The 24,709-nt window shown below is 46.2% G+C and carries 23 protein-coding genes; 15 read left to right on the forward strand and 8 right to left on the reverse strand.

All coding sequences use genetic code 11. From position 1 onward, the window contains the following. Window positions 1–206: 206 nt before the first annotated feature. On the forward strand, window positions 207–1,448 hold the full coding sequence (locus AB6E85_RS06255; protein ID WP_372141897.1) for an NADH:ubiquinone reductase (Na(+)-transporting) subunit B: 1,242 nt from the start codon (window positions 207–209) through the stop codon (window positions 1,446–1,448). 92 nt (window positions 1,449–1,540) lie between these two features. Here AB6E85_RS06255 and AB6E85_RS06260 read toward each other — a convergent pair whose 3' ends face one another. From AB6E85_RS06260 to AB6E85_RS06270, 3 genes are all read right to left on the reverse strand, one after another. Beyond that, window positions 1,541–1,792 carry a DUF6482 family protein gene (locus AB6E85_RS06260; RefSeq protein ID WP_372141899.1) on the reverse strand — a complete coding sequence of 84 codons (252 nt, stop codon included), beginning with the start codon at window positions 1,790–1,792 and terminating at the stop codon, window positions 1,541–1,543. A 130-nt stretch (window positions 1,793–1,922) separates the two neighbouring features. After that, window positions 1,923–3,278 carry a glutathione-disulfide reductase gene (gorA, locus tag AB6E85_RS06265; protein ID WP_372141900.1) on the reverse strand — a complete coding sequence of 452 codons (1,356 nt, stop codon included), beginning with the start codon at window positions 3,276–3,278 and terminating at the stop codon, window positions 1,923–1,925. A 188-nt stretch (window positions 3,279–3,466) separates the two neighbouring features. Then, window positions 3,467–4,306: a 23S rRNA (adenine(2030)-N(6))-methyltransferase RlmJ gene (locus AB6E85_RS06270; protein ID WP_061039861.1), complete on the reverse strand. Its 840-nt coding sequence runs from the start codon at window positions 4,304–4,306 to the stop codon at window positions 3,467–3,469. A gap of 279 nt (window positions 4,307–4,585) precedes the next feature. On the opposite strand from AB6E85_RS06270, the gene prlC reads away from it, so the two are divergent. Then, window positions 4,586–6,628 carry an oligopeptidase A gene (gene prlC / locus AB6E85_RS06275; protein WP_372141902.1) on the forward strand — a complete coding sequence of 681 codons (2,043 nt, stop codon included), beginning with the start codon at window positions 4,586–4,588 and terminating at the stop codon, window positions 6,626–6,628. 102 nt (window positions 6,629–6,730) lie between these two features. Here the strand turns inward: prlC and asnC are convergent, their stop codons facing one another. Next, complete coding sequence (gene asnC, locus AB6E85_RS06280) at window positions 6,731–7,195, reverse strand: transcriptional regulator AsnC (RefSeq protein ID WP_008218581.1); 465 nt, start codon at window positions 7,193–7,195, stop codon at window positions 6,731–6,733. 126 nt (window positions 7,196–7,321) lie between these two features. On the opposite strand from asnC, the gene AB6E85_RS06285 reads away from it, so the two are divergent. The 3 genes from AB6E85_RS06285 to AB6E85_RS06295 all read left to right on the forward strand — a co-directional run bounded on the left by AB6E85_RS06285 (window position 7,322) and on the right by AB6E85_RS06295 (window position 12,048). Further along, a complete protein-coding gene (locus AB6E85_RS06285) occupies window positions 7,322–10,444 on the forward strand; it encodes an EAL domain-containing protein (protein WP_372142059.1) in 3,123 nt (1,040 codons plus the stop codon). 112 nt (window positions 10,445–10,556) lie between these two features. Then, entirely contained in the window at window positions 10,557–11,336 is a 780-nt protein-coding gene (locus AB6E85_RS06290; RefSeq protein ID WP_017060146.1) for a class I SAM-dependent methyltransferase, read from the forward strand. Window positions 11,337–11,457: 121 nt separating this feature from the next. After that, a complete protein-coding gene (locus AB6E85_RS06295) occupies window positions 11,458–12,048 on the forward strand; it encodes a hypothetical protein (protein ID WP_059021876.1) in 591 nt (196 codons plus the stop codon). A gap of 111 nt (window positions 12,049–12,159) precedes the next feature. Here the strand turns inward: AB6E85_RS06295 and AB6E85_RS06300 are convergent, their stop codons facing one another. Beyond that, a complete protein-coding gene (locus AB6E85_RS06300) occupies window positions 12,160–13,038 on the reverse strand; it encodes a carboxylate/amino acid/amine transporter (RefSeq protein WP_372141904.1) in 879 nt (292 codons plus the stop codon). A gap of 52 nt (window positions 13,039–13,090) precedes the next feature. Next, window positions 13,091–13,525: a universal stress protein UspA gene (gene uspA, locus AB6E85_RS06305; RefSeq protein WP_017060149.1), complete on the reverse strand. Its 435-nt coding sequence runs from the start codon at window positions 13,523–13,525 to the stop codon at window positions 13,091–13,093. A gap of 189 nt (window positions 13,526–13,714) precedes the next feature. On the opposite strand from uspA, the gene ftnA reads away from it, so the two are divergent. The 3 genes from ftnA to AB6E85_RS06320 all read left to right on the forward strand — a co-directional run bounded on the left by ftnA (window position 13,715) and on the right by AB6E85_RS06320 (window position 16,077). Next, the gene (gene ftnA / locus AB6E85_RS06310; protein ID WP_017066029.1) at window positions 13,715–14,242 is read left to right on the forward strand and encodes a non-heme ferritin; all 528 of its coding nucleotides are present in this window, start codon (window positions 13,715–13,717) and stop codon (window positions 14,240–14,242) included. A 68-nt stretch (window positions 14,243–14,310) separates the two neighbouring features. Then, window positions 14,311–14,634, forward strand: coding sequence for a universal stress protein UspB (uspB, locus tag AB6E85_RS06315; protein WP_009848060.1), 324 nt, complete (start codon window positions 14,311–14,313; stop codon window positions 14,632–14,634). Between the two features lie 249 nt (window positions 14,635–14,883). Further along, complete coding sequence (locus tag AB6E85_RS06320; protein WP_372141905.1) at window positions 14,884–16,077, forward strand: NAD(P)/FAD-dependent oxidoreductase; 1,194 nt, start codon at window positions 14,884–14,886, stop codon at window positions 16,075–16,077. Window positions 16,078–16,222: 145 nt separating this feature from the next. Here the strand turns inward: AB6E85_RS06320 and AB6E85_RS06325 are convergent, their stop codons facing one another. Then, window positions 16,223–17,116 carry a DMT family transporter gene (locus tag AB6E85_RS06325; RefSeq protein WP_048607574.1) on the reverse strand — a complete coding sequence of 298 codons (894 nt, stop codon included), beginning with the start codon at window positions 17,114–17,116 and terminating at the stop codon, window positions 16,223–16,225. Between the two features lie 138 nt (window positions 17,117–17,254). Between AB6E85_RS06325 and rmuC the strand changes: the two genes are divergently transcribed. The 7 genes from rmuC (at window position 17,255) to tatC (ending at window position 23,591) form a co-directional block, all read left to right on the forward strand. Next, window positions 17,255–18,787, forward strand: coding sequence for a DNA recombination protein RmuC (gene rmuC, locus AB6E85_RS06330; protein ID WP_372141907.1), 1,533 nt, complete (start codon window positions 17,255–17,257; stop codon window positions 18,785–18,787). Between the two features lie 65 nt (window positions 18,788–18,852). After that, a complete protein-coding gene (ubiE, locus tag AB6E85_RS06335) occupies window positions 18,853–19,632 on the forward strand; it encodes a bifunctional demethylmenaquinone methyltransferase/2-methoxy-6-polyprenyl-1,4-benzoquinol methylase UbiE (protein WP_026012235.1) in 780 nt (259 codons plus the stop codon). A gap of 98 nt (window positions 19,633–19,730) precedes the next feature. Next, window positions 19,731–20,336 (forward strand): SCP2 domain-containing protein, encoded by a 606-nt coding sequence (locus AB6E85_RS06340; protein ID WP_102432214.1) that lies wholly within the window; start codon window positions 19,731–19,733, stop codon window positions 20,334–20,336. Then, window positions 20,333–21,967 (forward strand): ubiquinone biosynthesis regulatory protein kinase UbiB, encoded by a 1,635-nt coding sequence (gene ubiB / locus AB6E85_RS06345; RefSeq protein ID WP_052880270.1) that lies wholly within the window; start codon window positions 20,333–20,335, stop codon window positions 21,965–21,967. Before AB6E85_RS06340 ends, ubiB begins: the two co-directional genes overlap by 4 nt. Window positions 21,968–22,021: 54 nt before the next feature. Further along, a complete protein-coding gene (gene tatA, locus AB6E85_RS06350) occupies window positions 22,022–22,276 on the forward strand; it encodes a Sec-independent protein translocase subunit TatA (RefSeq protein WP_017060154.1) in 255 nt (84 codons plus the stop codon). Between the two features lie 3 nt (window positions 22,277–22,279). Beyond that, window positions 22,280–22,687, forward strand: a complete 408-nt coding sequence (gene tatB / locus AB6E85_RS06355) for a Sec-independent protein translocase protein TatB (RefSeq protein WP_048612432.1) — start codon at window positions 22,280–22,282, stop codon at window positions 22,685–22,687. A 148-nt stretch (window positions 22,688–22,835) separates the two neighbouring features. Then, a complete protein-coding gene (tatC, locus tag AB6E85_RS06360) occupies window positions 22,836–23,591 on the forward strand; it encodes a twin-arginine translocase subunit TatC (protein ID WP_050644468.1) in 756 nt (251 codons plus the stop codon). A 288-nt stretch (window positions 23,592–23,879) separates the two neighbouring features. Here tatC and AB6E85_RS06365 read toward each other — a convergent pair whose 3' ends face one another. Continuing rightward, a complete protein-coding gene (locus tag AB6E85_RS06365) occupies window positions 23,880–24,641 on the reverse strand; it encodes a TatD family hydrolase (protein WP_372141909.1) in 762 nt (253 codons plus the stop codon). Window positions 24,642–24,709: the final 68 nt, after the last annotated feature.

The raw sequence follows: 24,709 nt of genomic DNA on the forward strand, positions 1-24,709 counted from the left end.
GCTAAAGAGTCGCATTTTTGAGAGGCGGCATCAAAAGTACAGGTATGTGATCTTCTTTCCAAAGTTTAGCTCTTGATTTTCTCTCAAATATTGACGGTGAATGGTTGGTTAAAGGTTCGCTTTATAGAGGTAGATTATGCCAAATTGTTCTCTAACCTTATTTGTTTCGTATTGCCTCTGACTCACATCAATGAGGTTATAAAGATATGAAATTGAATAAGTGGCTAGAGGGCGTATCCCCTCAATTCGAAGCGGGTGGTAAGTACGAAAAGCTCTACCCAGTGTATGAAGCTTTCGCGACAATATTTTATACACCCGGAAACGTAAATCGCGGCATAACCCATGTTCGTGACAGCATTGACCTAAAGCGCATCATGATTCTGGTGTGGTTAGCGACCTTCCCGGCAATGTTCTGGGGGATGTATAACGTCGGACATCAAAGCGTCCTCGCATTAACCTCCAGCTATCAACTTAACGAACTTGCCTCTGTTATTGAAAGCAGCTGGCGTCTGTCGTGGGCATTTGGTGATGCGCAGTCATTGATGGCAAGTGGCTGGGCAAGTCAGATGTTGCTTGGTGCACTCTATTTTTTACCCGTTTATGCCACGGTGTTTGTGGTAGGTGGCTTCTGGGAGGTTTTATTTGCCGTTGTACGAAAACATGAGGTGAATGAAGGCTTTTTTGTTAGCTCTGTGCTGTTTGCACTCATCCTCCCGCCAACCATCCCGCTTTGGCAAGCCGCGTTAGGTATCACCTTTGGTATCGTTGTCGCCAAAGAGCTGTTCGGTGGTACAGGGCGAAACTTCTTGAACCCAGCCCTTGCAGGTCGCGCGTTTCTTTATTTCGCGTATCCAGCGAACATGTCGGGTGGGCTAGTGTGGGTTGCCGCTGACGGCTATTCAGGCGCGACACCGCTGAGTCAATGGTATGAAGGCGGCAGCACCTCACTGATCAATAACATGACTGGCGAGGCGATCACTTGGATGGATGCCTTTGTTGGTAATATTCCTGGTTCGATGGGTGAGGTGTCGTCACTGCTGATCATGCTGACGGGGTTGATTTTGATTGTGATGAAGATAGCGTCTTGGCGTATTGTCGCCGGTGTGATTGTTGGTCTCGTTGTGGCATCTAGCTTGATGAACTGGATAGGATCAGAGACTAACTCGATGTTTTCGATGCCGTTCTACTGGCACTTTGTGTTAGGTGGTGTTGCGTTTGGTACCTTCTTCATGGCGACAGACCCAGTATCTGCCGCGTTTACCAATCAGAGTAAATGGGCCTATGGGATTTTGATCGGCGTGATGACGGTCGGTATTCGAGTGCTTAATCCAGCCTACCCAGAGGGCATTATGCTCGCTATCTTGTTCGCCAACCTGTTCGCTCCGCTATTCGACTTTGTAGTGAAAGAGCAGAACATTAAACGAAGACTTAAACGGACATCGCGCTAATCTAAGTGGTTAAAAGTGAAAGTGACTCCCATAAGAAAGGCTTGCATTGATGCAAGCCTTTCCATTTTTATCGCGATTGATTTGAGGTTGATTTAACTCCACTTCAAATCAATCTCGAAAGGTTGTGTACTACCACAGTGTTCACCACACATTTCGTCGTAGGCGCTGTTATGAACCAGCATTGCTGATGCTACACCTTGGTCGCTAAAGTGATCTCGTGCTTGGTTAACACTCAAAAACTTCATAGGATGCTGGTGGTCGTCTTTGATTAACTGCTTTTGCTCGCCAACAACTTGGTAAGCCAAGTAGATCCCGCCTTCAAATGATTCAATTAGTAGATTCATCACAAACTCCATTTTTCTTCTAGATAGGTAGATATTTGTGTTACGTCGAATCCATAGCTAAGGTTCAGAGCGGACATAAAAAAAGCAGGCACAAGGCCTGCTTCTAAAGAGAGCTTAACTAAGACGTTGATTATCTCATCGTAACAAACTCTTCGCTGCCCGTTGGGTGAATCGCCACAACAGAGTCGAAGTCTGCTTTGGTTGCGCCCATCTTCATTGCAACACCGAAGCCTTGAATCATTTCATCAACAGTGAAACCGATGCCGTGTAGGCCAACGACAGTCTCTTCTTCGCCAGCACATACTAGCTTCATCTTACAAGGTTGACGGTGCTTAGTTACTGCTGTGTACATAGCAGTGAAGCCAGACGTGTATACCTTGATGTTGTCTTTGCCGTATTGCTCTTCAGCTTCTTGAGTCGTTAGACCAATTGTGCCGATAGGTGGGTGGCTGAATACAACAGTAGGCACTAGCTTGTAGTCCATTTTTGCGTTGGTTTGACCGTTGAATAGACGCTCAGAAAGCTGACGACCTGCTTTAACAGCAACAGGAGTTAGCTCGATACCGCCTTCCATGATGTCGCCAACACAGTAGATGCCAGGAACGTTGGTTGCTTGGAACTCGTCTACTTTGATGTAGCCACGGTCGTTAGTTGCAACGCCAGTTGATGCTAGGTTAATAGCGTCAGTTGCTGGGTGGCGACCGATAGCCCAGATTAGGTGGTCAACGTTTTGAGTGTTGCCGTTCTCTAGGTGTAGAGTCAGTGTGCCGTCTGCTTCTTTCACAACTTCTTTTGGAACAGAGTGTGTATGCAGTGTTGGGCCTTCCGCTTCCATTACTTCAACCAATGTCTCGATGATCATTGGGTCGAAGCTACGTAGTGGTGACTCTTTACGACAGAACAGGTGTGTTTCTGTGCCAAGTGCGCTTAGTACGCCTGCGATTTCTACTGCGATGTAGCCTGCGCCGATTACAGCAACACGTTTAGGTTGCTCCATCAGGTCGAAGAAACCGTTTGAGTCGATACCGTGCTCTGCGCCTGGGATGTTTGGAATGGTTGGACGACCACCTACTGCGATCAGGATGTGATCAGCTGTGTAGTGTTCACCGTTAACTTCAACAGTCTTCTCGTCAACGAACTTAGCAAAGCCTTTGATTACGTTTACTTTGTTGTTACCAAGAACGCGATCGTAAGATTGGTGGATACGGCCAATGTACGCTTGGCGGTTTTCCACTAATTTGCCCCAGTTGAAGCCTTTTACGTCAACGTCGAAGCCGTAATCTTCAGAGTATAGGTTGATAGCTTCAGCAACCTGAGCGCCGTGCCACATTACCTTTTTAGGAACACAACCAACGTTGACACAAGTACCACCAAGGTCTTGAGCTTCGATAAGTGCAACCTTTGCACCGTGCATTGCTGCGCGGTTTGCTGATGCGATGCCGCCTGAACCGCCGCCGATACAGATGTAATCAAAATGAGTCGCCATTACTTTCTCCATTTATTGAAGGCTGTGGGTACAGTGAGCGCACTGAACACCTACGTCCTATAGATTCTTAAATTGTCTAATTATTATATTGAGGGCAGATCGGTTGAACTCAATCTCCCTGTTTAAAATTTATTCGTGTACGTCACAATCTGCTGAATATTCGTCAGAGCATGACGTTAAGTTCGAGATTACTCGGGTACGATCCACTCTACTTTGAAGTGACCGGTCGCCGGCGCAATTGCTTCCTTCAAGAATGGAAGAATCTCTTTCATTTGGCTTTCTAGCTTCCAAGGCGGGTTAATCACGATCATGCCTGATGCCGTCATGCCACGCTCGTTGGTGTCTGGTGATACGCCAAGTTCGATTTGTAGAATCTTGTTGATGCCTAAGCCTTCGAGACCTTCGATCATATCTTCGATATCACAGCGATTTACTACCGGGTACCAAATTGCGTAGATACCGGTTGCCCAGCGCTTGTGGCTTTGAGCGATTGCTGTCACGACATCACGGTACTCTTTTGCCAGCTCGTAAGGCGGGTCGATCAGCACTAAACCACGACGTTCTTTTGGTGGCAGGCTGCCCTTTAAGCGCTTAAACCCATCTTCTTTGTAAATAGATACCTGACGATCGCGGTGGAACTCTTGCTCAAGCAGAGGGTGATCGGCTGGGTGAAGCTCAGTCAGAACCATGCGGTCTTGGTCACGTAGGTGGGCACGTGCAACACGTGGAGAGCCCGGGTAGTAACGCAGTTTCTCGCCATTATTGAGAATGGAAATAGACTCAAGGTAGCTTTGAATGTCTTCAGGGAGGCCTTTTTGCTCCCACACACGAGCAATACCTTGCTTGTATTCACCGGTTTTTTCAGACCATTCATGCGTTAAGTCGTAACGACCTACACCAGAGTGAGTGTCATGATAAACAAAAGGCTTATCCTTCTGTTTCAAAGAATTAAGAATAAGGCTCTGTACGATATGCTTTACTACGTCGGCATGGTTACCTGCGTGGAAGCTGTGGCGATAACTTAACAAATTAAACTCTCGTAACACTCTCGAATTAGAGTGTGGTTAGTGTAGGTGGGGTTAATCAGACTATTATAACCCTCAATGGACCATAAATTCTCGAACAATTCAGGAACAGTCGTTAGCAATATGCAGTTAGTTATTGGTTCTACTATTGAAATTTGCCTTGTTGGGCACTATTTAATAACTATTCGCAGGTGATTTTTTAGGGCGAACGTTAGCCTGATGACTGTAAGACGACCTCATTACAAAAAAGACGAAAGTCTCTAAAGCCAAAGGAATGTTTATATGTCTAATCCGCTATTAACCTTCACGGACCTACCTCCGTTTTCACAGATCAAGCCAGAGCACGTAAAGCCTGCAGTTGAGCAAGTGATTGAAGCGTGTCGCAACAAGATAGAACAAGTACTTGAAGGTAATACTTCACCAAGCTGGGACAACCTAGTTGCTCCAATTGAAGAAGTGGATGATCGTTTAGGTCGCATTTGGTCACCTGTAAGCCATATGAACTCTGTCGTGAATAGTGACGAACTGCGTGAAGCGTATGAGAGCTGCTTACCTGTGCTATCTGAATACGGCACTTGGGTTGGCCAACACAAAGGCTTGTTCGAAGCATATAAAGCGATCAAGGCGAGTGAAGCATTCTCTGCACTGAATCGAGCTCAACAAAAAACCATTACTGACGCACTGCGCGACTTCGAACTGTCGGGCATTGGCTTACCTGCAGATGAACAGCATCGTTACGGCGAGATCAGCAAGCGCCAGTCTGAGCTAGGCTCTCAATTCTCAAATAACGTGCTTGATGCAACCATGGGTTGGAGCAAGCAGATCACAGACGTAGCTGAGCTAGCAGGTATGCCTGAATCAGCACTGGCGGCAGCACAAGCGGCGGCTGAGTCTAAAGAGCAACAAGGTTACTTACTGACTTTAGATATCCCATCATACCTACCTGTGATGACTTACTGTGATAACCAAGAACTACGTAAAGAGCTGTATGAAGCGTACGTAACTCGCGCTTCAGATCGCGGTCCAAACGCAGGTAAGTGGGACAACACTGAGATCATCACTGAGCAACTTAAACTGCGTCACGAGATCGCGCGCATGCTTGGTTTCAGTACTTACAGCGAAAAATCTCTTTCGACTAAAATGGCAGAAACGCCAGATCAAGTACTTGGCTTCCTAAACGACCTAGCAGTAAAAGCGAAACCGCAAGGTGAACGCGAAGTTGAAGAGCTACGCCAGTTTGCAGAGAAAGAGTTTGGTGTCTCTGAGCTAAACCTGTGGGACATCGCTTACTACAGTGAGAAACAAAAACAGAAGCTGTTCGAGATCTCTGATGAAGAGCTTCGTCCTTACTTCCCAGAATCTAATGTGGTTTCAGGTCTGTTTGAGGTACTGAACCGCGTGTTTGGTATGTCGGTAACAGAGCGTCAAGGCGTAGACACTTGGCATGAGTCAGTGCGTTTCTTTGATATCTTTGATGCGAATGGAACACTGCGTGGTAGCTTCTACCTAGATCTATACGCACGTGAACACAAACGTGGTGGCGCTTGGATGGATGACTGTCGTGGTCGTCGCATTACTGAATCTGGTGAGCTGCAAACGCCGGTTGCTTACCTAACGTGTAACTTCAATAAGCCAGTTGGTGATAAGCCTGCGCTATTTACTCACGATGAAGTGGTGACCTTATTCCACGAATTCGGTCACGGTATCCACCACATGCTGACGCAAGTAGAAGCAGGCGCAGTTGCGGGTATCAATGGTGTGCCTTGGGATGCGGTTGAATTGCCAAGTCAGTTCCTAGAAAACTGGTGTTGGGAAGAAGAAGCGCTGTCGTTCATCTCTGGTCACTTCGAAACGGGTGAAGCGCTACCAAAAGAGATGCTAGAGAAGATGCTAGCGGCGAAGAACTTCCAATCTGCGATGTTTATCCTGCGTCAGCTAGAGCTTGGTTTGTTCGATTTCACGCTACACACAGAGTACGACCCTGAAGTGGGTGCGCGCGTACTAGAAACGCTAGCGGATGTTAAGTCTAAGGTATCGGTACTGCCAAGCCTAGATTGGAACCGTTTCTCACACAGCTTTGGTCACATCTTTGCTGGTGGCTACAGTGCCGGTTACTACAGCTACCTGTGGGCAGAAGTGCTATCGGCAGATGCGTTCTCAGCATTTGAAGAGGAAGGTATCTTCAATACTGAAACCGGTAATCGTTTCTTGAATAACATCCTTGAAATGGGTGGCAGTGAAGAGCCAATGGAGCTGTTCAAACGCTTCCGTGGTCGTGAGCCACAAATCGACGCAATGCTGCGTCACGCGGGAATCAACGCATAATCACGGTAACTATCTAGTTTATTGCGAGATAATTGCGAAAAGAGCCTCTAGTTAGAGGCTCTTTTTTTGTCTGTGCTTAATGCCAAGCAAGGCGAATCAATGTTATGGATTCACATTGCGGTTGATAGGGTTCTGCAATGAAATCAGTGTCTCTGTCGACTGAACTTCATCGATCGCTTGCAGCTTATCGATCAATACAAACTGCAGCTCTTCTATCGACTTACACATCAGCTTTACAAAGATATTGTAAGCTCCAGTGGTGTAGTACGCCTCAACCACTTCGTCTAAGGCATTCAGCTTAGCGATCGCCGAGTGGTAATCTTTGGCAGCATTAAGGTTGATGCCAATAAAGCAACACACGTCGTAACCCAGCTTTTTGGTGTTTACCACAACTTCCGTTCGCTCAATAATGTCTGCCGATCTCATCTTTTCGATGCGAACGTGAATCGTTGCAGGGCTGACATCGAACTGCTTTGCCATTTCAGCATAAGGAGTACGTGCATCTTCCATCAAGGTTTTGAGAATGGCACGGTCTAGATCATCTAGACGAGCTGTGGTTGTGGACATGCATAATCCTTAGGTTGAATGAAAAACATACCGGCTTGAGTACACATCATAGCCAAGGGTGATAATATTAGCAGTAACTATAGGGTTAGGGTGAATTCAGTGCGATTTTCGTTATTTTTTATTGTGATGTGTTGGAGTGTTTTTGCTTCAGCTCAGGCAAAAGATGTGTTGGTTATTCACTCTTATCATCAAGGCTTTTTCTGGACAGATGATTTCCATAAAGGACTATCTGATGAGCTCGATCGTGATGGGCTGTCGTATCGTGTCGTTTATCTTGATAGCAAACGTACTCAAAACCCTGAATACCTTGAGCGTGTCTACCAGCTTTATCACACCAAGTTGATGCATGAAGAATTCGCTGCAGTTGTGGTGAGTGATAATAACGCACTGAATCTAATGAAGCGTCTCGCGCCCGATCTCAAAGGTACGCCAGTCATCTTTGGCGGCATCAACAATTTCTCCCCTCAAATGATTGAAGGCTTAAATGCGACCGGCATTACCGAAGACATAGATTTGGTTGGCAACATAGAGCTGATCAAGCGCCTTCAAGCGACTGTAAAGAAGATCTACATTGTTACCGACCATTCAGTCACGGGTGAGGCCATTCGTTCTCAAATCGATCTGTTCATCAAAACCCATCCCGATTTTTCTGACCTCGTTGAGCACTATGTGCCTGATTCCTACCAAGAGTTAATGGCCTTTTCTCAACGTGCTGACCTAGGCAAGAGCTTGTTGTTTTGGGCGTACTACCGCGATGCACAAGGTAGGGTGAGTAGCGATGAAGATTGGCGACAATTGAACATCAAGACCCAAATGCCACTGTACATGGTGCACGATCTCGGGCTAGGTTTTGGTGCGATTGGTGGTGTGATTCAAAGTGGTGAAACGCAAGGTCGAGATACAGGACGCGTATTGTTGAGTGTGCTGAAAAACCCTAAGGCACCATTGCCATTGGTGGTTGCTGGCGCGCCAGAAATCAAACTCGATTACCAACAAATCTCACGTTGGGATCTGGGCGCAGAGAATGAAGCCTCGGTGACCTTCCTCAATAAGCCGAAGTCATTTCTAGTGCGCTACCGCGATGAAATTCGCACCATAGGTTTGCTGTTTTTGGTGATGTCGTGTGTCATCGCGACCTTGGTGTATTACCTTAATCGCCTTAAAAAAAGTGAACGTGCAAGCCGAAAAAGTCAGCTGCTGCTTGAGTCGATATTCGACCAAAGCTTGCAGTTCATGGGCATCATTGATAAGGGTGGCGTGCTGCTGTCGAGTAACAGCAAGCTGCATGAGCTGCTTTATAACCAAGGCTATAAACTGGGAACGCCTCTGCAACAACACCAACATTGGGAAAGTTCTGCGCGAGAAGTGCTAGCCGACTATTTCATCACAAAAAGTGAGCACCCAGCGTTACGATTTGAAGCCGAGGTGTGGTGTCGAGATCGCGGAGCGATGGTGTTGGATATTTCATTGAAGCCGATGCCGGGCAGTGAAGAAGAAGACATTCAGTTTCTCTTTGAGGCGCGCGACGTGACCTCACGTAAGCTTGCTGAGAATAAGCTGTTCCAACGTGAAGCAAACTTGAAGTTGTATTACGACAAACAGCCGGTGATGATGATTACGCTTGATGGCAATAATCGCATTCAACAAGTGAACCAGTTTGCCGAAGAGCTTTTGGGTTACCCGTTAGATCAGTTGTTGGGCCATCGCCCTAGAGAGTTCTATGTTGATGAAAACGCGATGATTCCTCGCCACATCTTGCTGCAACCACAGCATAAGATTCGTGGTGTGTGGCGTCGTGATATCGAATATCGTCATGCCGACGGCAGCAAGATCTGGATTCGTGAAAATATCCGCCCGTTGGTCGAGTCTGATCAGCTGTTGATTGTGGGTGAAGACATCACCGAGACACACGAGCTCTCTGAAAAGCTAGAGTATCAGGCTCGCTATGATCTGCTGACAGACACCTTTAACCGCAACCACTTTGAGCAAGAGCTGCAAAAAGCGCTTAAAGAGGTTGAGAGCCACATGCGAACTCACGCGATGTTGTTCCTAGATTTGGATCAGTTAAAGGTCTTGAACGACACCGCAGGACATGAAGCGGGTGATGCTGCGATCTTGTTTAGCGCCAAGTTGCTAGAAGACGTGCTGCCGTACAATGCAGTATTAGCGCGAATGGGTGGTGACGAGTTTGCAGTATTAATGAAAGACTGTACTGAGCGAGACGCGGTGAATGTGTGTCGCAGTATTATCTCGATGATGAGTGAGAATCCATTCTTGTGGGATGATATTCGACTCAACCTGACGTGCTCTATCGGTATTCGATTGATTGACCATACAGCAGCTTCACCACAGATGGTGCACGCTCAGGCGGATGCAGCTTGTCATGCCGCTAAAGAAGAAGGTCGCAATCGCTATCATCTTTACCATCAAGATGATGAAGACCTGCGTCGTCGTCATCTAGAGATGGAGTGCGTCAACCTCGTGCATGAGGCCTTGGCTAACGATCGCTTAGAGCTGTTTGCCCAGCGTATTCTTGGCCTAGATGAAGACAGCGATAAAATGCACTTTGAAATCTTGGTGCGCATCAAGAACATCCAAGGGGAATACATCTCTCCGGGGATCTTCATGCCAGCCTCAGAGCGTTATAACATCGCGCATTTGATTGACCGCCAAGTCGTCAGTCAAACCTTGGGTTGGTTGGAGCAACGCCCTGAGGTTATTGAGGAACTCGGGATGTGTTCAATCAACCTTTCCGGTCACTCGATGGGTAACCGTGAGTTTGTCGAGTTCTTGATAGATAGCCTGAGCGATTCATCGATACCGTGTCATAAGATTTGTTTAGAGATCACCGAAACGGCTGCGATGAGTAACATGAAGCAGGCGATCAAGTTCTTCACTCGTATTAAAGAGCTTGGCTGCATGATTGCATTGGATGATTTTGGCTCAGGGCTATCGTCATTTGGTTATCTGAAAAAATTGCCCGTCGATATTGTGAAGATCGACGGCCTGTTTGTACGTGATATTGATGTGAATGAGATGGACCATGTGATGGTTCGCTCGATCAATGATCTCGCCAAGCAGATGGGCAAGCACACCGTGGCTGAGTTCGTTGAAAATACCCAGATCATCGACAAGCTGATTGAGTTGGGTGTGAACTACGCGCAGGGCTACATCATAGGCCGACCTAAACCACTCGCAGAGCTCGTTGAAGAGTTAAGACAAGAACGAGAGACAGAGCCATTGGTTTAGGTAAGCCGACTTTAGCTGGGAATACTTTTCACCGCTAATATGTATTGTTGAGGCAATCAGGTAAACTGGTTGCCTCTTTTGTTTTGAATACTACTGTCTGTTGGAGACGACCTTGCAACTACAACTGATTTGCGAAGATGCTACCCAAATCGATCATTTGAATGACTTAGCGACCCGCTGGAACCTATCTCATGATGAAAGCAGTGATTTTGCTTTGGTACTGACTAGTGAGCGACTTGAGCTACGTAAAGTCGATGAGCCTAAGCTTGGCGCTATCTTTGTTGATTTAGTGGGAGGCGCTGTCGGTCACCGACGTAAGTTTGGTGGTGGTAAAGGTCAGGCGATTGCCAAAGCAGCTGGTTTAAACAAAGGCGCAACGCCAACTATTCTTGATGGTACTGCAGGCTTAGGGCGCGATGCGTTTGTGTTGGCTTCTCTAGGTTGTAAGGTGCAAATGGTCGAGCGTCACCCAGTTGTGGCTGCACTGCTTGATGATGGCTTGCAGCGAGCGCAACAAGACCCAGACATTGGTGGTTGGGTAAGTGAGCGTATGAAGCTGATTCACGCATCCAGTCACGATGCATTGGATAAGCTCAGCAACGATCCTGATTTCGAACAACCTGATGTGGTGTACCTTGACCCAATGTACCCACACCCTGAGAACAAAAAGAAATCGGCTTTGGTCAAAAAAGAGATGCGCGTATTCCAATCTTTGGTGGGTGCCGATCTGGATGCTGATGGTCTATTTGAGCCGGCGATGAAATTGGCATCGAAGCGAGTTGTGGTTAAAAGACCGGATTACGCTGCTTGGTTAGACGAGCAAAAACCGAGCATGGCGATCGAAACCAAAAAGAACCGTTTTGACGTCTATGTGAAAGCATCAATGACTTAGCAACACGCTAAGAAAATTTCCCGTCATAAATACGATAAATTGCCATTTAACACTTGCGATAGTCGCGTTACGGATGTATATCTAACTAAGAATCATTATTATTCTTAGCTGGAGTTGTAGCATGGCTAAACGCTTTTGTAAGTTAAACCGTCGAGATATCACTGAACACTTGGGCGAGATCCACAGCTTGGTGACTGAACCTAAGTTCGTGTGTCGTTCTTGCGCGCGTTCTTCGGCGGATCAAGCGAATCTATGCAAACCAACCGCAATTCCACCTCTTGGTTGTCAAAACAAACCCGTTGAAGAGAAAGTCGCATGCGGCCTGCTAGCGGAAACATTACCTGCACCAGAACTATCGCTTGCGGAAATCAACGAGACAATTGAACCGAGCGTACAAATGTTCGATCCTGCCGCCGCTGATATTGCCCCTGAGCTTGCCAAAAAAGAAGCCGCACAGAAAAAAGCCAAGCTGAAAAAACTGATGGCGAAGGCGAGCGGTGATGAGAAAGCTGAACTCAAACAAGCGAAGAAAGCGGCTAAGAAACAAGAGAAGTACAACAAAAAGCTCGCGAAGATGATTAAGAAGCAGCAAAAGCTGTTTAAGAAAAGCCAGAAACTGGAAAGTGACCTTGAACGCATCAACCTACAACTTGATGATGTTGCCTTCACTGAAACCAAGACTCAGGTAGTGAGCCACAGTCACATCCACTGAAGTTGATTTGAATGGTTTATTGCTACAGCGATGATTTTAAAAGAGCGACCTAAGGTCGCTCTTTTGCTTTTTGGGTTATCTGAGCTAACTCATGCAGCTCGTTTCAATCAGTTAGGCATTGCTTGCCGATCTTGCTACGCGCTTCTTTACCCACGTCTCATTGACGAATAAAGAGAATAAGATAACGGCGCCACCAATAGACAAGCGAACCAAATCGACATCTCTGTTCCAAATCAGGATATTCACCACTAAGCCCGCAGGAACCAAGGCATTGTTCATCACTGCCAGCGCGCCAGCATTCACCATGCACGCGCCTTTATTCCACATAAAGTAACCCAGCCCCGAAGCAATCAAGCCAAGGTAGATCAGGATTCCCCATTGAAGTGTGGTGGTGGGCAGTTTCTCTGGGTTGCCTAGTAGCATGAAAGCCACTGACGCGACACATAACGCTCCTAAGTAGAAGTAACCAAATACGGTTCGCTGAGGTAACTCGGTCGATTCCTTCTCCATCACCACCTTGTAGCCCACCTGACCGATAGCAAAGCACAGGTTCGCGCCCTGCACGACGAGGAAGCCAACTAAAAAGTTTTCGTTGATGCCTGCGAATTTAATGAATACCGCGCCAAATACCGCAATTGCCGCCGTCACTAGGTACCACGGAGAGAATTGCCCTTTGAGAAAGTCATAAATTAGCGTGACGTAAATTGGCGTGAAAACGGTAAACAAAAGAACTTCAGGAACGGATAGCAGTAAGAAAGATTGATAGTAGAAGCAGTACATCAGGCCAAGCTGGATACCACCAATTGCCATCAATTTAGCGATCAGCTTACGCGATACGCCGCGAAACTTTAGGAAAGGAAGAAATACGACACCAGCAAGGGCAACACGCATTAAAACAGAGAACCAAGAATCAACCTGACCCGCAAGGTAAACGCCGATCAGGCTAAAGGAGAAGGCCCATAGGAGGGTAACACCAGCTAAATAGCTCATAGTAAAACTTCGTTAATAAGATATGAGCTGTATGTTACCTAACCTTAAATCATTAGTCTTCTGAATCTCTTAGAGGCACGACCAGCATATCAACCGGAGAGGCGTTGATCAGTTGGCGTGTTGAAGAGAGCAGCTTGCTCCAAAAGTCTTGATGGTGACCGCAAACCACGAGATCAACATTGAACTCGTTGATAGTGTCACACAGCTCATGACTCAAATCACCACTGCCTACTAAGGTATGGGTGATCGGGTATTGTGCGTGCTCCGCAAAATTTTGCAGCTGAATACGAGATGCTTCCATCGCGTTGTGCTGGGTCTCGGCCATGTTGATATCAATCAGGCCAGTGTAGAGCTCCGCGTAGTTAATATCGATATGGATAAAAGAGACTTTGGCTTCCAATGGCTTTGCCAATGCTACCGCTTTATCCACAATTAATTTGCTGTCTTCTGATAAATCGACTGCGACCAAAATATGTTTGTAACTCATATCGCTACCTCCTTTATTCATTGTCTGTTTAAAGATTAGCACTATGCGATGGCTTTTTTTGCTGAAGTGATCTCATATCCACTGTCTTGCGTAATGACAGCTCGAAATATTGGTTAACTAATGGCCTGCGAGATATTCATTAAATAGTGATATAGTAGAGAAAATTGAGGATGTAATTAGGAGTCTTAAATGCTGTCAAAAACTATGGTTGAGCAACTGAATGATCAAATTAACCTAGAATTTTTCTCATCCAATCTATACTTACAAATGAGTGCTTGGTGTGAAGACAAAGGATTTGAAGGTGCAGCAGAGTTTCTGCGTGTTCATGCAGTAGAAGAAATGGAACATATGCAGCGTCTTTTCACTTACGTAAGCGAAACAGGTGCAATGCCAATTCTGGGTGCGATTGAAGCACCAAAACACGAATTCGAAAGCCTTGGCGCAGTGTTCCGTGAAACTTATGAACATGAGCAGATGATTACTGAAAAGATCAACAAACTGGCTCACGTTGCTTTCAGCACACAAGACTACTCAACCTTTAACTTCCTGCAATGGTACGTTGCAGAGCAACATGAAGAAGAGAAGTTGTTTAAAGGTGTATTGGATAAGCTAGAACTTGTTGGTGAAGACGGTAAAGCACTGTTCTTTATTGATAAAGACCTAGCGCAATTGGCAAAAGATGGTTCATCTTCAATTATGGAAGCTCCTGCCGTTTAGGTAGTACGAGAAAGACACTGATTATCTTTTTCTTTTGAGTTTTCTTATGAAGATGTAGGGAGGAAAGGATGATCAGCGGCGACACTATTCTATTTGCACTAATGGTTGTGACTTGCGTGAACTGGGCGCGTTATTTTACTGCGCTAAGAACGCTCATTTATATTATGCGAGAAGCGCATCCTCTACTTTATCAACAAGTAGACGGAGGCGGTTTTTTCACAACTCATGGCAATATGACCAAACAGGTTCGCCTGTTCAGTTACATCAAAAGCAAAGAGTATCACCATCATCATGACGAAGTTTTTACTTCGAAGTGCGATCGCGTAAGACAGTTATTCATACTCTCTTCTGCTCTGCTAGGTGTAACCTTGCTGTCTTCTTTTATCGTCTAAGTTTTTTAGTACGTGTGAAGTAGAGCTTAGGTTTTGGTGTGAAGCTTGGTTGTTGGTTCGCTAAGCCAAGTAGTGGTTTTGCTGCTGTCTGCAAACTGTACAATTGAACATCAATTGCAAAGTTTAAAATTGCCGCTAAAATAGCGAGCAATTAGTAAGGATGTGCTGTTTATGCACATCCTTTTTTATTGATGGCATTTCGAGAACAGGGTGTACTCGGGCTGCAAAAGTTAAGAAAAGCAGAACCACATGAGTGAAAAATTTGATGTAATCGTAATTGGTGCGGGCGCCGCAGGCTTAATGTGTGCTGCGGAAGCTGGTAAACGCGGCCGACGAGTGCTGGTGGTTGATCATGCAAAGAAACCAGGCAGAAAAATTTTAATCTCAGGTGGCGGCCGTTGTAACTTCACTAACTATGATGTTTCAGCCAACAACTTCCTGTGTAACAACCCTCACTTCGTGAAGTCAGCTTTATCTCAATACACCAACTGGGATTTTATCTCGATGGTGAGCAAGTACGGTATTGAGTTCGAAGAGCGTGATCACGGCCAGTTGTTCTGTGTGAATGACCATACCGCAAAAGACATCGTGAGTATGTTGCTTGACGAGTGTAAGCAGGCGAAAGTCGAACAACGCTACCGTTGTGATGTTCACTCTATCGAAAAGACTGATTCTGGCTTCAAGATGCACCTCAACACTGACGAAGTTGAGTGTGACTCATTGGTTGTCGCGACAGGTGGTTTGTCGATGCCTAAGCTGGGCGCAACGCCATTTGGCTACAAGATTGCGGAGCAATTTGGTTTGTCTGTTATGCCAACTACCGCAGGCTTAGTGCCATTCACTCTGCATAAAGAAGATAAAGAAGCTTTCGCAGAGCTTTCTGGTATCGCAATTCCTGCCGAGATCACGGCGCAAGACGGAACCTTGTTTAAAGAAGCGTTGCTGTTTACTCACCGTGGCCTATCGGGTCCTTCAGTGCTGCAAATTTCTTCTTTCTGGAAAGCGGGTCAGTCGGTTTCGATTAATCTAGTACCTGAAGTCGATGTAGCTGAACTGCTGGCTAACTCTCGCGAGAAGCACCCAAATCAGAGCCTGAAAAACACCTTGGCGAAAGCACTGCCAAAGCGTTTTGTGGAAGTGTTGATTGATCGTAAAGAGCTGGAAGACAAGCCGCTCAAGCAGTTCAATGAAAAACAGCTGAACGACATCGTAGATCACCTAGAAAACTGGAAAATCGCGCCAAATGGCACCGAAGGTTACCGAACGGCCGAAGTGACTCTAGGCGGTGTGGACACTAATCACCTGTCTTCAAAAACCATGGAATGTAAGAGTGTCTCTGGCCTCTACTTCATCGGTGAAGTAATGGACGTAACGGGCTGGCTTGGTGGCTATAACTTCCAATGGTGTTGGAGTTCTGGCTTTGCAGCAGGCCAGTGGGTATAAGCTTTTAGCTTACTCACTAGATTTTAAATTATATAAAAATGGCGAGTCATACGACTCGCCATTTTTGTATCTAACATTGTGTTCTAGCTCTAGATTCGGCTTTATAGATAGCTTTTCGTGCTCAATCGAATCTTTTAGCTCTTATTTACGCAGCTTTGTTTTTTGAAAACTTGATCTGTTGAATCACCAAACCAGCAATAATCAGCACTAAACCAAACAGTGTCGCAGGGTGAATCTCTTCGCCAATGATGGTTGAAAGTAACATCAGTGAGATAAATGGCGAGGCAAAAATTAGGTTGCTGATACGCGCCGTATTGTTGGTTAGCTTGAGTGCTGATAGCCACAATACAAAGGTAATGCCCATCTCGAACAGGCCAACGTAAGTCACCGCCATCCAACCCTTCGCTGTGATTTGGCTAAAGCTTTCACCTTCGTAAAGGGTTAAACCGATCGCGAATGGCAATGCCACTAAGAAACCAAGCAGTACGCCAACCACTGGGTCAGCCTTGTTTTTGGTGTTAAGAATCCAATATCCCGCCCAAAGTAGAGTAGAAAGCAGCGCCAGTGCCACACCAAGTGGGCTATCGAACTGCATGCCTAGGACATCGCCTTTGGTGGCAATAACTACCACACCCGCATAGCTGAAGGTACACGCAATCCAATCTTGCTTGCGAATCTTTTGCCCCAGAAAAACCGCCGCCATTAAGGTTAGTGTGATAGCCCAGCTGTAGTTGATGGCTTGAGCTTGAGAAGCGGGCAGCAGGTCGTAGGCTTTGAATAGAATCAGGTAATAGGCCAATGGGTTAACCAAGCCGAGCAGTAGATAATACCAAGGGTTTGAAAGGAACGTTGTACTCAGCTGAGAAAGCTTGCCTTGAAAAGCGCAGACTGCGATCAGCGCAATCGACGACACAATGCTAGCGATGGTCAGCATTTGAATAGGTGAAAACTCAGCAAGGGTCAGCTTAAAAGCAGTAGCGACCGTTGACCACAGCAGTACTGCGGAAAGGCCAAAGCCCAAGGCACGACGTTCGTTCATGGCAACTCATTCTAATTTGATGGGACAGAATACGGAGCGCCTAGTCTATCTGTCGAATTTTAATACGGCAAACTGGACATTTATCCAGTATCAAAATACCATTTAATGAGTTATTTCCAATTAGGCTAAATCATTATCATGCAATGGATTATCGAACATCAGGCAACGCTTATTGCTGCAATTTTTGGCGCGCTCGTCAGCGGCGGTGTGGTGGGTTGGTGGATTAAACAGAAGCTCTCTTTTCAGCAGCGATTGCTCGAGCAGCAGCTAGAGTCCGATCGTTTGTTGCATGAATCTCAGCAAGCTCAGCTCAAAGCATCACTCGCAGAGGCGCAACAAGAACTCAATGAGTTAGATGATGATCGAGACAAAGCGGCATTCGAGCTCAAGCAGGCGCACGGTAAGGTGATGGCTGCGATGGAAAAGCTGCGTTACTTTGAGGCGGTCAAGCAAGAGCGCCAGCAGTACGCTGATGAGATCAATGTGCTTAAAGATCATAAGTCTGAATTAGAAGCCGAGTTGCGCGAGCAAGAAGCAAGGCATGACCAAGAAAACTTAGCGAACAGTGAAAAGCTGCAGTTGCTAGAGCAAGCTGAATCACGACTTAAGCAGCAGTTTGAATTGTTAGCGAACCAATTGTTTGAAACCAAAACCGCCAAGGTCGATCAGCAGAACAAGCAAAGCTTAGAAGGTTTGTTGTCTCCATTGAGAGAGCAGTTGGAAGGCTTCAAGAAACAAGTGAACGATAGCTTCAGCCAAGAGGCCAAAGAGCGTCACACCTTGGTGCATGAGCTTAAAAACCTGCAGCGTCTTAATGAGAGTATGACGCGTGAAGCGGTGAACCTGACTCAAGCGCTAAAGGGTGACAACAAACAACAAGGTAACTGGGGCGAGGTGGTACTGGCTCGCGTGCTTGCTGAATCAGGGCTGCGCGAAGGTCATGAATACCAAACGCAAGTGAACCTGCAAAACGATGCGGGCAAGCGTTATCAACCGGATGTGATTGTGCATCTGCCACAAGACAAGCAAGTGGTGGTCGATTCGAAAATGGCGTTGGTGGCCTTTGAACGCTACTTCAATGCCGAAACCGACCAGCAGCGCGATGCTGCATTGCGTGATCATTTGGTGTCACTGCGAGCGCACATTAAAGGCTTGAGCCAGAAAGATTATCATCAGCTCAAAGGCATACAGAGTCTGGATTACGTGTTGATGTTTATCCCGGTTGAGCCAGCATTCCAAGTGGCGATTCAGGCTGATCCTAGCTTGGTGAAAGATGCGATGGAGCAAAACATCATCTTGGTCAGCCCAACCACTTTGCTGGTGGCACTGCGTACCATTGATAACCTGTGGCGCAACGACAGACAGAACCAGAACGCCCAAGTTATCGCGGAACGTGCGAGCAAGCTTTACGACAAGCTGCGCCTGTTTGTTGATGATATGGAAGGTCTTGGTAGCTCATTAGACAGAGCCAACCAAAGCTACCAAGGGGCGATGAATAAGCTAGTCACAGGGCGAGGCAACGTGATTCGTCAGGCCGAAAGCTTCAAGCAACTGGGTGTTGAAGTGAAGAAACCGATCTCGATTGGTTTGGCTGAAATGGCGCAAAATGAGGCTTTTTCAGAAAATGCCTCCTTAGTAGAAAGACAACCTGCTGAGGATAAAGTAAACTAATCGGCCGCAGCGCCTCTAAATACAAAGAGCGCTGTCGATGAGAACTTACCATGGTAGATAACAGCATTATGGACACAAGCGTGCAGACAAATTCAGCAGTAGAGTCAGAAACCACACACTTTGGTTTCGAAACAGTCGCAAAAGACGAAAAAGTCGCGAAAGTAGCAGAGGTATTTCACTCTGTAGCCGCTAAATACGACATCATGAATGACTTAATGTCGGGTGGTGTTCACCGCTTGTGGAAGCGATTCACGATTGATTGCAGTGGCGTGCGCCCGGGTCAACGTATCCTAGACCTTGGTGGCGGTACCGGTGACCTGACTGCGAAGTTCTCGCGTATCGTTGGTGAAAAAGGCCACGTGGTTCTTGCTGATATCAACAACTCAATGCTGAATGTTGGCCGTGATAAGCTGCGTGATAGCGGTATTGTTGGCAACGTACATTACGTTCAAGCAAACGCTGAAGAGCTGCCTTTCCCAGACAATTACTTCGATTGCATTACCATCAGCTTCTGTCTGCGTAATGTCACCGATAAAGACCAAGCGCTACGTTCAATGTACCGCGTGCTTAAGCCGGGTGGTCGTTTGTTGGTTCTTGAGTTTTCTAAGCCAGTACTTGAGCCGCTCTCAAAGGTTTACGATGCCTACTCTTTCCACCTGTTGCCAAAAATGGGTGAGCTGATTGCTAATGATGCAGACAGCTATCGTTACCTTGCAGAATCTATCCGCATGCACCCTAACCAAGAAACCTTGGAAGGCATGATGCAGGAAGCGGGTTTCGAGAATACTAAATACTTCAACCTAACGGGCGGCATTGTTGCGCTGCACCGCGGTTACAAGTTCTAGTCGAACTTGGTAGCAGGCTCTTAGGGCGTGCTAAACAATAAGAATAAAGACAGAACGGATAGGTTAAGGCTTATCCGTTTTCAAAGGTAAGGACAGTCATGCCATTTGATCCATTGGTAACCGCGGTTATTGAAACCTCTTTAAATACTTTCGTGAACGATGATCCAGCCTTGGTTCGTCGTTTGTCTCGTTTAAAGGGGCAGATCATTCAAGTTAATTTGAAAGAGTTGAATAAAACACTCACTTTCGTTTTCAGCCAACAGATTGATGTGTTGTCAGAATACGAAGGGCAGCCTGATTGCTACCTATCTTTGAATTTATCGGTGTTACCGGAACTGCGTGAGCAATCGAACATCACCAAGCTGATCAAGCAAGATAAGCTGATCTTAGAGGGTGATATTCAACTGGCTCAGAAATTTGCTCAACTGATGACAGACTGCAAGCCTGACTTGGAAGAGTGGTTATCGCGCGTAACAGGTGATGTGGTTGCTCATACCTTGGTCCAAGGCGTTAAAAACGTCGGTGGTTTTGTGGCAAAGCAAGCCAGCAAACATCAAAGCCATGTTGCTCAAGTTCTGACTGAAGAGTGGAAGATTGCTCCAGCGCCATTAGAAGTCGCGCACTTTTGCGATCAGGTTGATGACGTGAAAAGCTCTGCAGCACGTCTTGAAGCTAAGTTGAACGCTCTGTTGGAGAAAGCATGACCCCAACAGAACTGAAACGTCTTTATCATATTATCAAGGTACAGTTGGAATATGGCCTTGATGAGTTGATGCCAGAGCACCAATTGACCAAAGCCCCTTTGCTGGCGCGAAAGTCGCTGTTTTGGCTTAAGAACAAGCATCAAGATAAAGAGTTGGGTCATCGCTTACGTCTCGCGCTGCAAGAGCTTGGGCCTGTGTGGATCAAGTTCGGACAGATGATGTCGACGCGTCGCGATTTGTTCCCTCCTCATATCGCCGATCAACTGGCACTGTTGCAAGACCAAGTTGCGCCATTCGATGGTCAATTGGCTAAACAAGATATGGAAAAGGCGCTCGGTGGCAGTTTAGATAACTGGTTTACCGACTTTGATATCGAGCCTCTGGCTTCTGCTTCTATCGCTCAGGTGCATACTGCAAAGCTTAAAGAGAGCGGTCGTGAGATTGTTCTCAAGGTAATTCGACCTGATATTCGCCCGGTGATTGACGCAGATCTAAAACTGATGCACCGAATGGCGCGTATAGTCGCTAAGTCGCTTCCTGAAGCACGTCGTTTGAAACCTGTTGAGGTGGTTCATGAGTACGAGAAAACCTTACTTGATGAACTAGACCTGCGCCGTGAGGCTGCCAATGCCATTCAACTGCGACGTAATTTTGAAGGCAGTGAAGAGCTGTATGTTCCAGAGGTTATCCCTGATCTAAGCAGCGAAACCCTAATGGTGTCAGAGCGTATCTACGGTATTCAAGTCTCCGATATTGAGACGCTAGAAGCCAACGGCACCAACATGAAATTGCTCGCGGAACGCGGTGTGACGGTATTCTTCACCCAAGTATTCCGAGACAGCTTTTTCCATGCAGACATGCACCCAGGCAACGTATTCGTTAACCCAGAGAATCCAGATAACCCTCAGTGGATTGGTTTGGATTGTGGCATTGTCGGCACGCTCAACAGCGAAGACAAGCGCTATTTAGCAGAGAACTTGCTGGCTTTCTTCAATCGAGATTATCGTAAAGTTGCTGAGCTACACGTTGATTCGGGGTGGGTGCCACACGACACTAACGTCAATGATTTTGAGTTCGCGATCCGTATGGTGTGTGAGCCAATCTTTGCAAAACCACTTGGCGAGATCTCATTTGGCCATGTGTTGCTAAACTTATTTAATACAGCAAGACGTTTCAATATGGAGGTTCAGCCTCAGTTGGTACTTCTACAGAAGACCTTGTTGTATGTGGAAGGCCTAGGTCGTCAGTTGTATCCGCAACTTGATTTGTGGGCAACCGCCAAGCCTTTCCTTGAAACCTGGATGATGAATCAGGTGGGGCCGCAAGCTGTGATCAACGCAGTAAAAGAGCGCGCGCCATTCTGGGCAGAAAAACTGCCAGAGCTGCCAGAGCTACTTTATGACAGCTTGCGCCAAGGTAAAGCGATGAACCACAGAATGGATCAGCTTTATCAAGGCTACCGAGATAGTAAGCGTCAGCAAGCAACTGGAAAGTTTTTGTTTGGCGTTGGAGCCACTTTAGTCGTATGCTCCGCAATATTAGTTTCAAGCCCTTATGAGCAGCTATCTATGGGCTGTGGCATCGCAGGTGTCACATTTTGGTTGCTTAGTTGGCGAGCTTACCGTCGTTAGACAGTAGACTCTCTTAATATTTTTTATGTGTAGACAGACCCGAGGACAATGACAATGGGTGGTATCAGTATTTGGCAACTTCTAATCATTGCTGTAATTGTAATTTTGCTATTCGGAACAAAGAAACTGCGCGGTATGGGTGGTGACTTAGGTTCAGCGGTTAAAGGCTTCAAAAAAGCGATGAGCGATGAAGACAAGCCTGCAGATAAGAAAGATGCAGACTTCGAACCAAAGAATATTGAACAGCAGAAGACAGAAGCTCACGCTGAAACAACTGCTGAAACAAAGAAAGACAAAGAGCAGGCGTAAATCGTGTTTGATATCGGTTTTTGGGAACTGGTATTAATATCTGTCGTTGGGTTAGTGGTTTTAGGGCCTGAGCGTTTGCCCGTGGCGATTCGCAGTATTTCCAAGTTTGTTGGACAAGCGAAAAGCATGGCAAATAGTGTGAAAGATGAACTTTCTCATGAGCTTAAGGTGCAAGAGCTGCAAGAAAACCTACGCAAGGCGGAAAAAATGGGTATGGAAGATTTATCTCCAGACCTTAAAGCGTCAGTCGATGAACTCAAGCAGGCCGCTGCTGAGGTTCAACGTCCGTATGCTAAGCCTGAGTCTGATAAGCCAAGTGAGACTAAACCTAGTGTCACGGAAACTGTGGAATCTGAAACCATTCAGGTCAACAGCGAAGCTTCAGCACCGTCAGATAAGAAAGCCGAATAGTCTCGCAAGGAGGAGTCGCCGGATACTTGAATCGCTAGATGTTTAAATAGATAGCTATTCAAGTAAATAACTATTCAAGTGGATACCAATTCAACTGGATAGATACACGCGCGGCTCCTTTTCGATCTTCCTGTTTAAGAGGTTTGACATGTCTTCGACTGAGCAGACACAGCCTTTAATTAGCCACCTTCTAGAACTACGTAATCGTCTACTACGTGCGATTGTCGCGGTGCTAGTGATATTTGTCGGGCTAATTTATTTTGCTAATGATATTTATGAATTCGTATCAGCACCTTTGGTAGATCGTCTACCTGAAGGGGCGACGATGATCGCAACCGATGTTGCATCGCCATTTTTCACACCACTGAAATTAACCTTGATCGCGTCTATATTCCTCGCGGTTCCGTTTATTTTGTATCAGGTGTGGGCTTTTGTTGCTCCGGGTTTATACAAGCATGAAAAACGCTTGATCATGCCACTATTGGCTTCAAGTTCATTGCTGTTTTACTGTGGTGTGGCGTTCGCTTACTTTATTGTATTCCCGTTGGTATTTGGCTTTTTTACGGCCATATCATTAGGGGGAGTAGAGTTCGCAACCGACATCTCAAGCTATCTTGATTTTGTACTCGCGCTGTTCTTTGCTTTTGGTATTGCCTTTGAAGTGCCTGTTGCGATTATCTTGTTGTGTTGGACGGGTGCAACAACGCCTCAATCTCTGTCTGAAAAGCGTCCTTACATTGTTGTGGGTGCTTTCATCATAGGTATGATGCTGACACCACCTGATATGATCTCGCAAACACTGTTGGCGATTCCAATGTGTATTCTGTTTGAGATTGGTCTGTTCTTCGCACGTTTTTATACGCGTAAGCCAGATACGGATGAAGAGGAAGAAGCTGAATCTTGATTCGGAATGCTTCAGTAAAAATCACATAATAAAAAAGCGGCCTAGGGCCGCTTTTTTATTATGTCTGTTTATCGAATCTTTAACTGATAGCCACAGTTCTGACATATATAGAGCTCTTTGATGCCCAGAATTTTATGCCATAGGGTTCGATGTTGACGTTGTAAGTGTTGTGAATGGTCACACATAATCAACTACCTCCATATGCAGGTGGTTGATACTATACATGTCACTTAGCTTTCTCAAATAAATTCAGGAAAAATCCGTAATAATTACTTATTAATAGATTTATCATAAATTAAACAATGCCTTAGCATTGGTGGTGGTTATGCTTTCTACTTCTTCAAGGGTAATTCCGCGTAATTCGGCGATGCGTTTTGCTACTAATTCTGTGTAGGCTGGTTCATTGCGTTTACCGCGATTTGGTGTTGGTGCTAAATATGGGCAATCTGTCTCTAGAATGACGTAATCCATATCAAGATGTGGGATCACCTTATCCATCCCAGAGTTCTTAAAGGTCGAAACGCCGCCTAAACCTAAATGAAAGCCTAGCTCGTTGATCGCTTGAGCTTCCTCTAAGCTGCTACCAAAGCAGTGAAACACCCCGCGTAAGCTGCCATCTTGTTCTTTACGAAGTAGGGCAAGTGTCTCTTCAATGGAATCACGAGTGTGGATCACCACAGGTAGATCAAGCTCTTTTGCCCACTGCAGTTGAGTCACAAACGCCATCTCTTGTTCAGCCTTGAAGGTTTTATCCCAGTACAAGTCGATACCAATCTCACCCACGGCGATAAAGTCATGCTTATCAAACCAAGCTCGAATGGTTTTGAGGGTTTGCTCGATATTCGGATCCACATAACAAGGGTGTAAGCCCATCATTGAACGGCACACATCAGGAAACTGCGCTTCCGTCGCTAACATTGGCTCGATAGATTCTAAATCGATGTTCGGCAATAGAATGGTATCAATCCCTTGAGCCAGTGCGCGCTGCACGACTTGTTCGCGGTCTTCATCGAATTCACTAGCGTAAATATGAGCATGGGTGTCGATCATTGTTTTGTCCTGAAAGCGGTCTTTACTGAGTTGTCATGAGTATACGGCAGTGTGAGGAGAAGGTCATT

The sequence above is a fragment of the Vibrio sp. 10N.247.311.51 genome (assembly GCF_041467855.1).
Taxonomy (GTDB): Bacteria; Pseudomonadota; Gammaproteobacteria; order Enterobacterales; family Vibrionaceae; genus Vibrio; species Vibrio coralliirubri.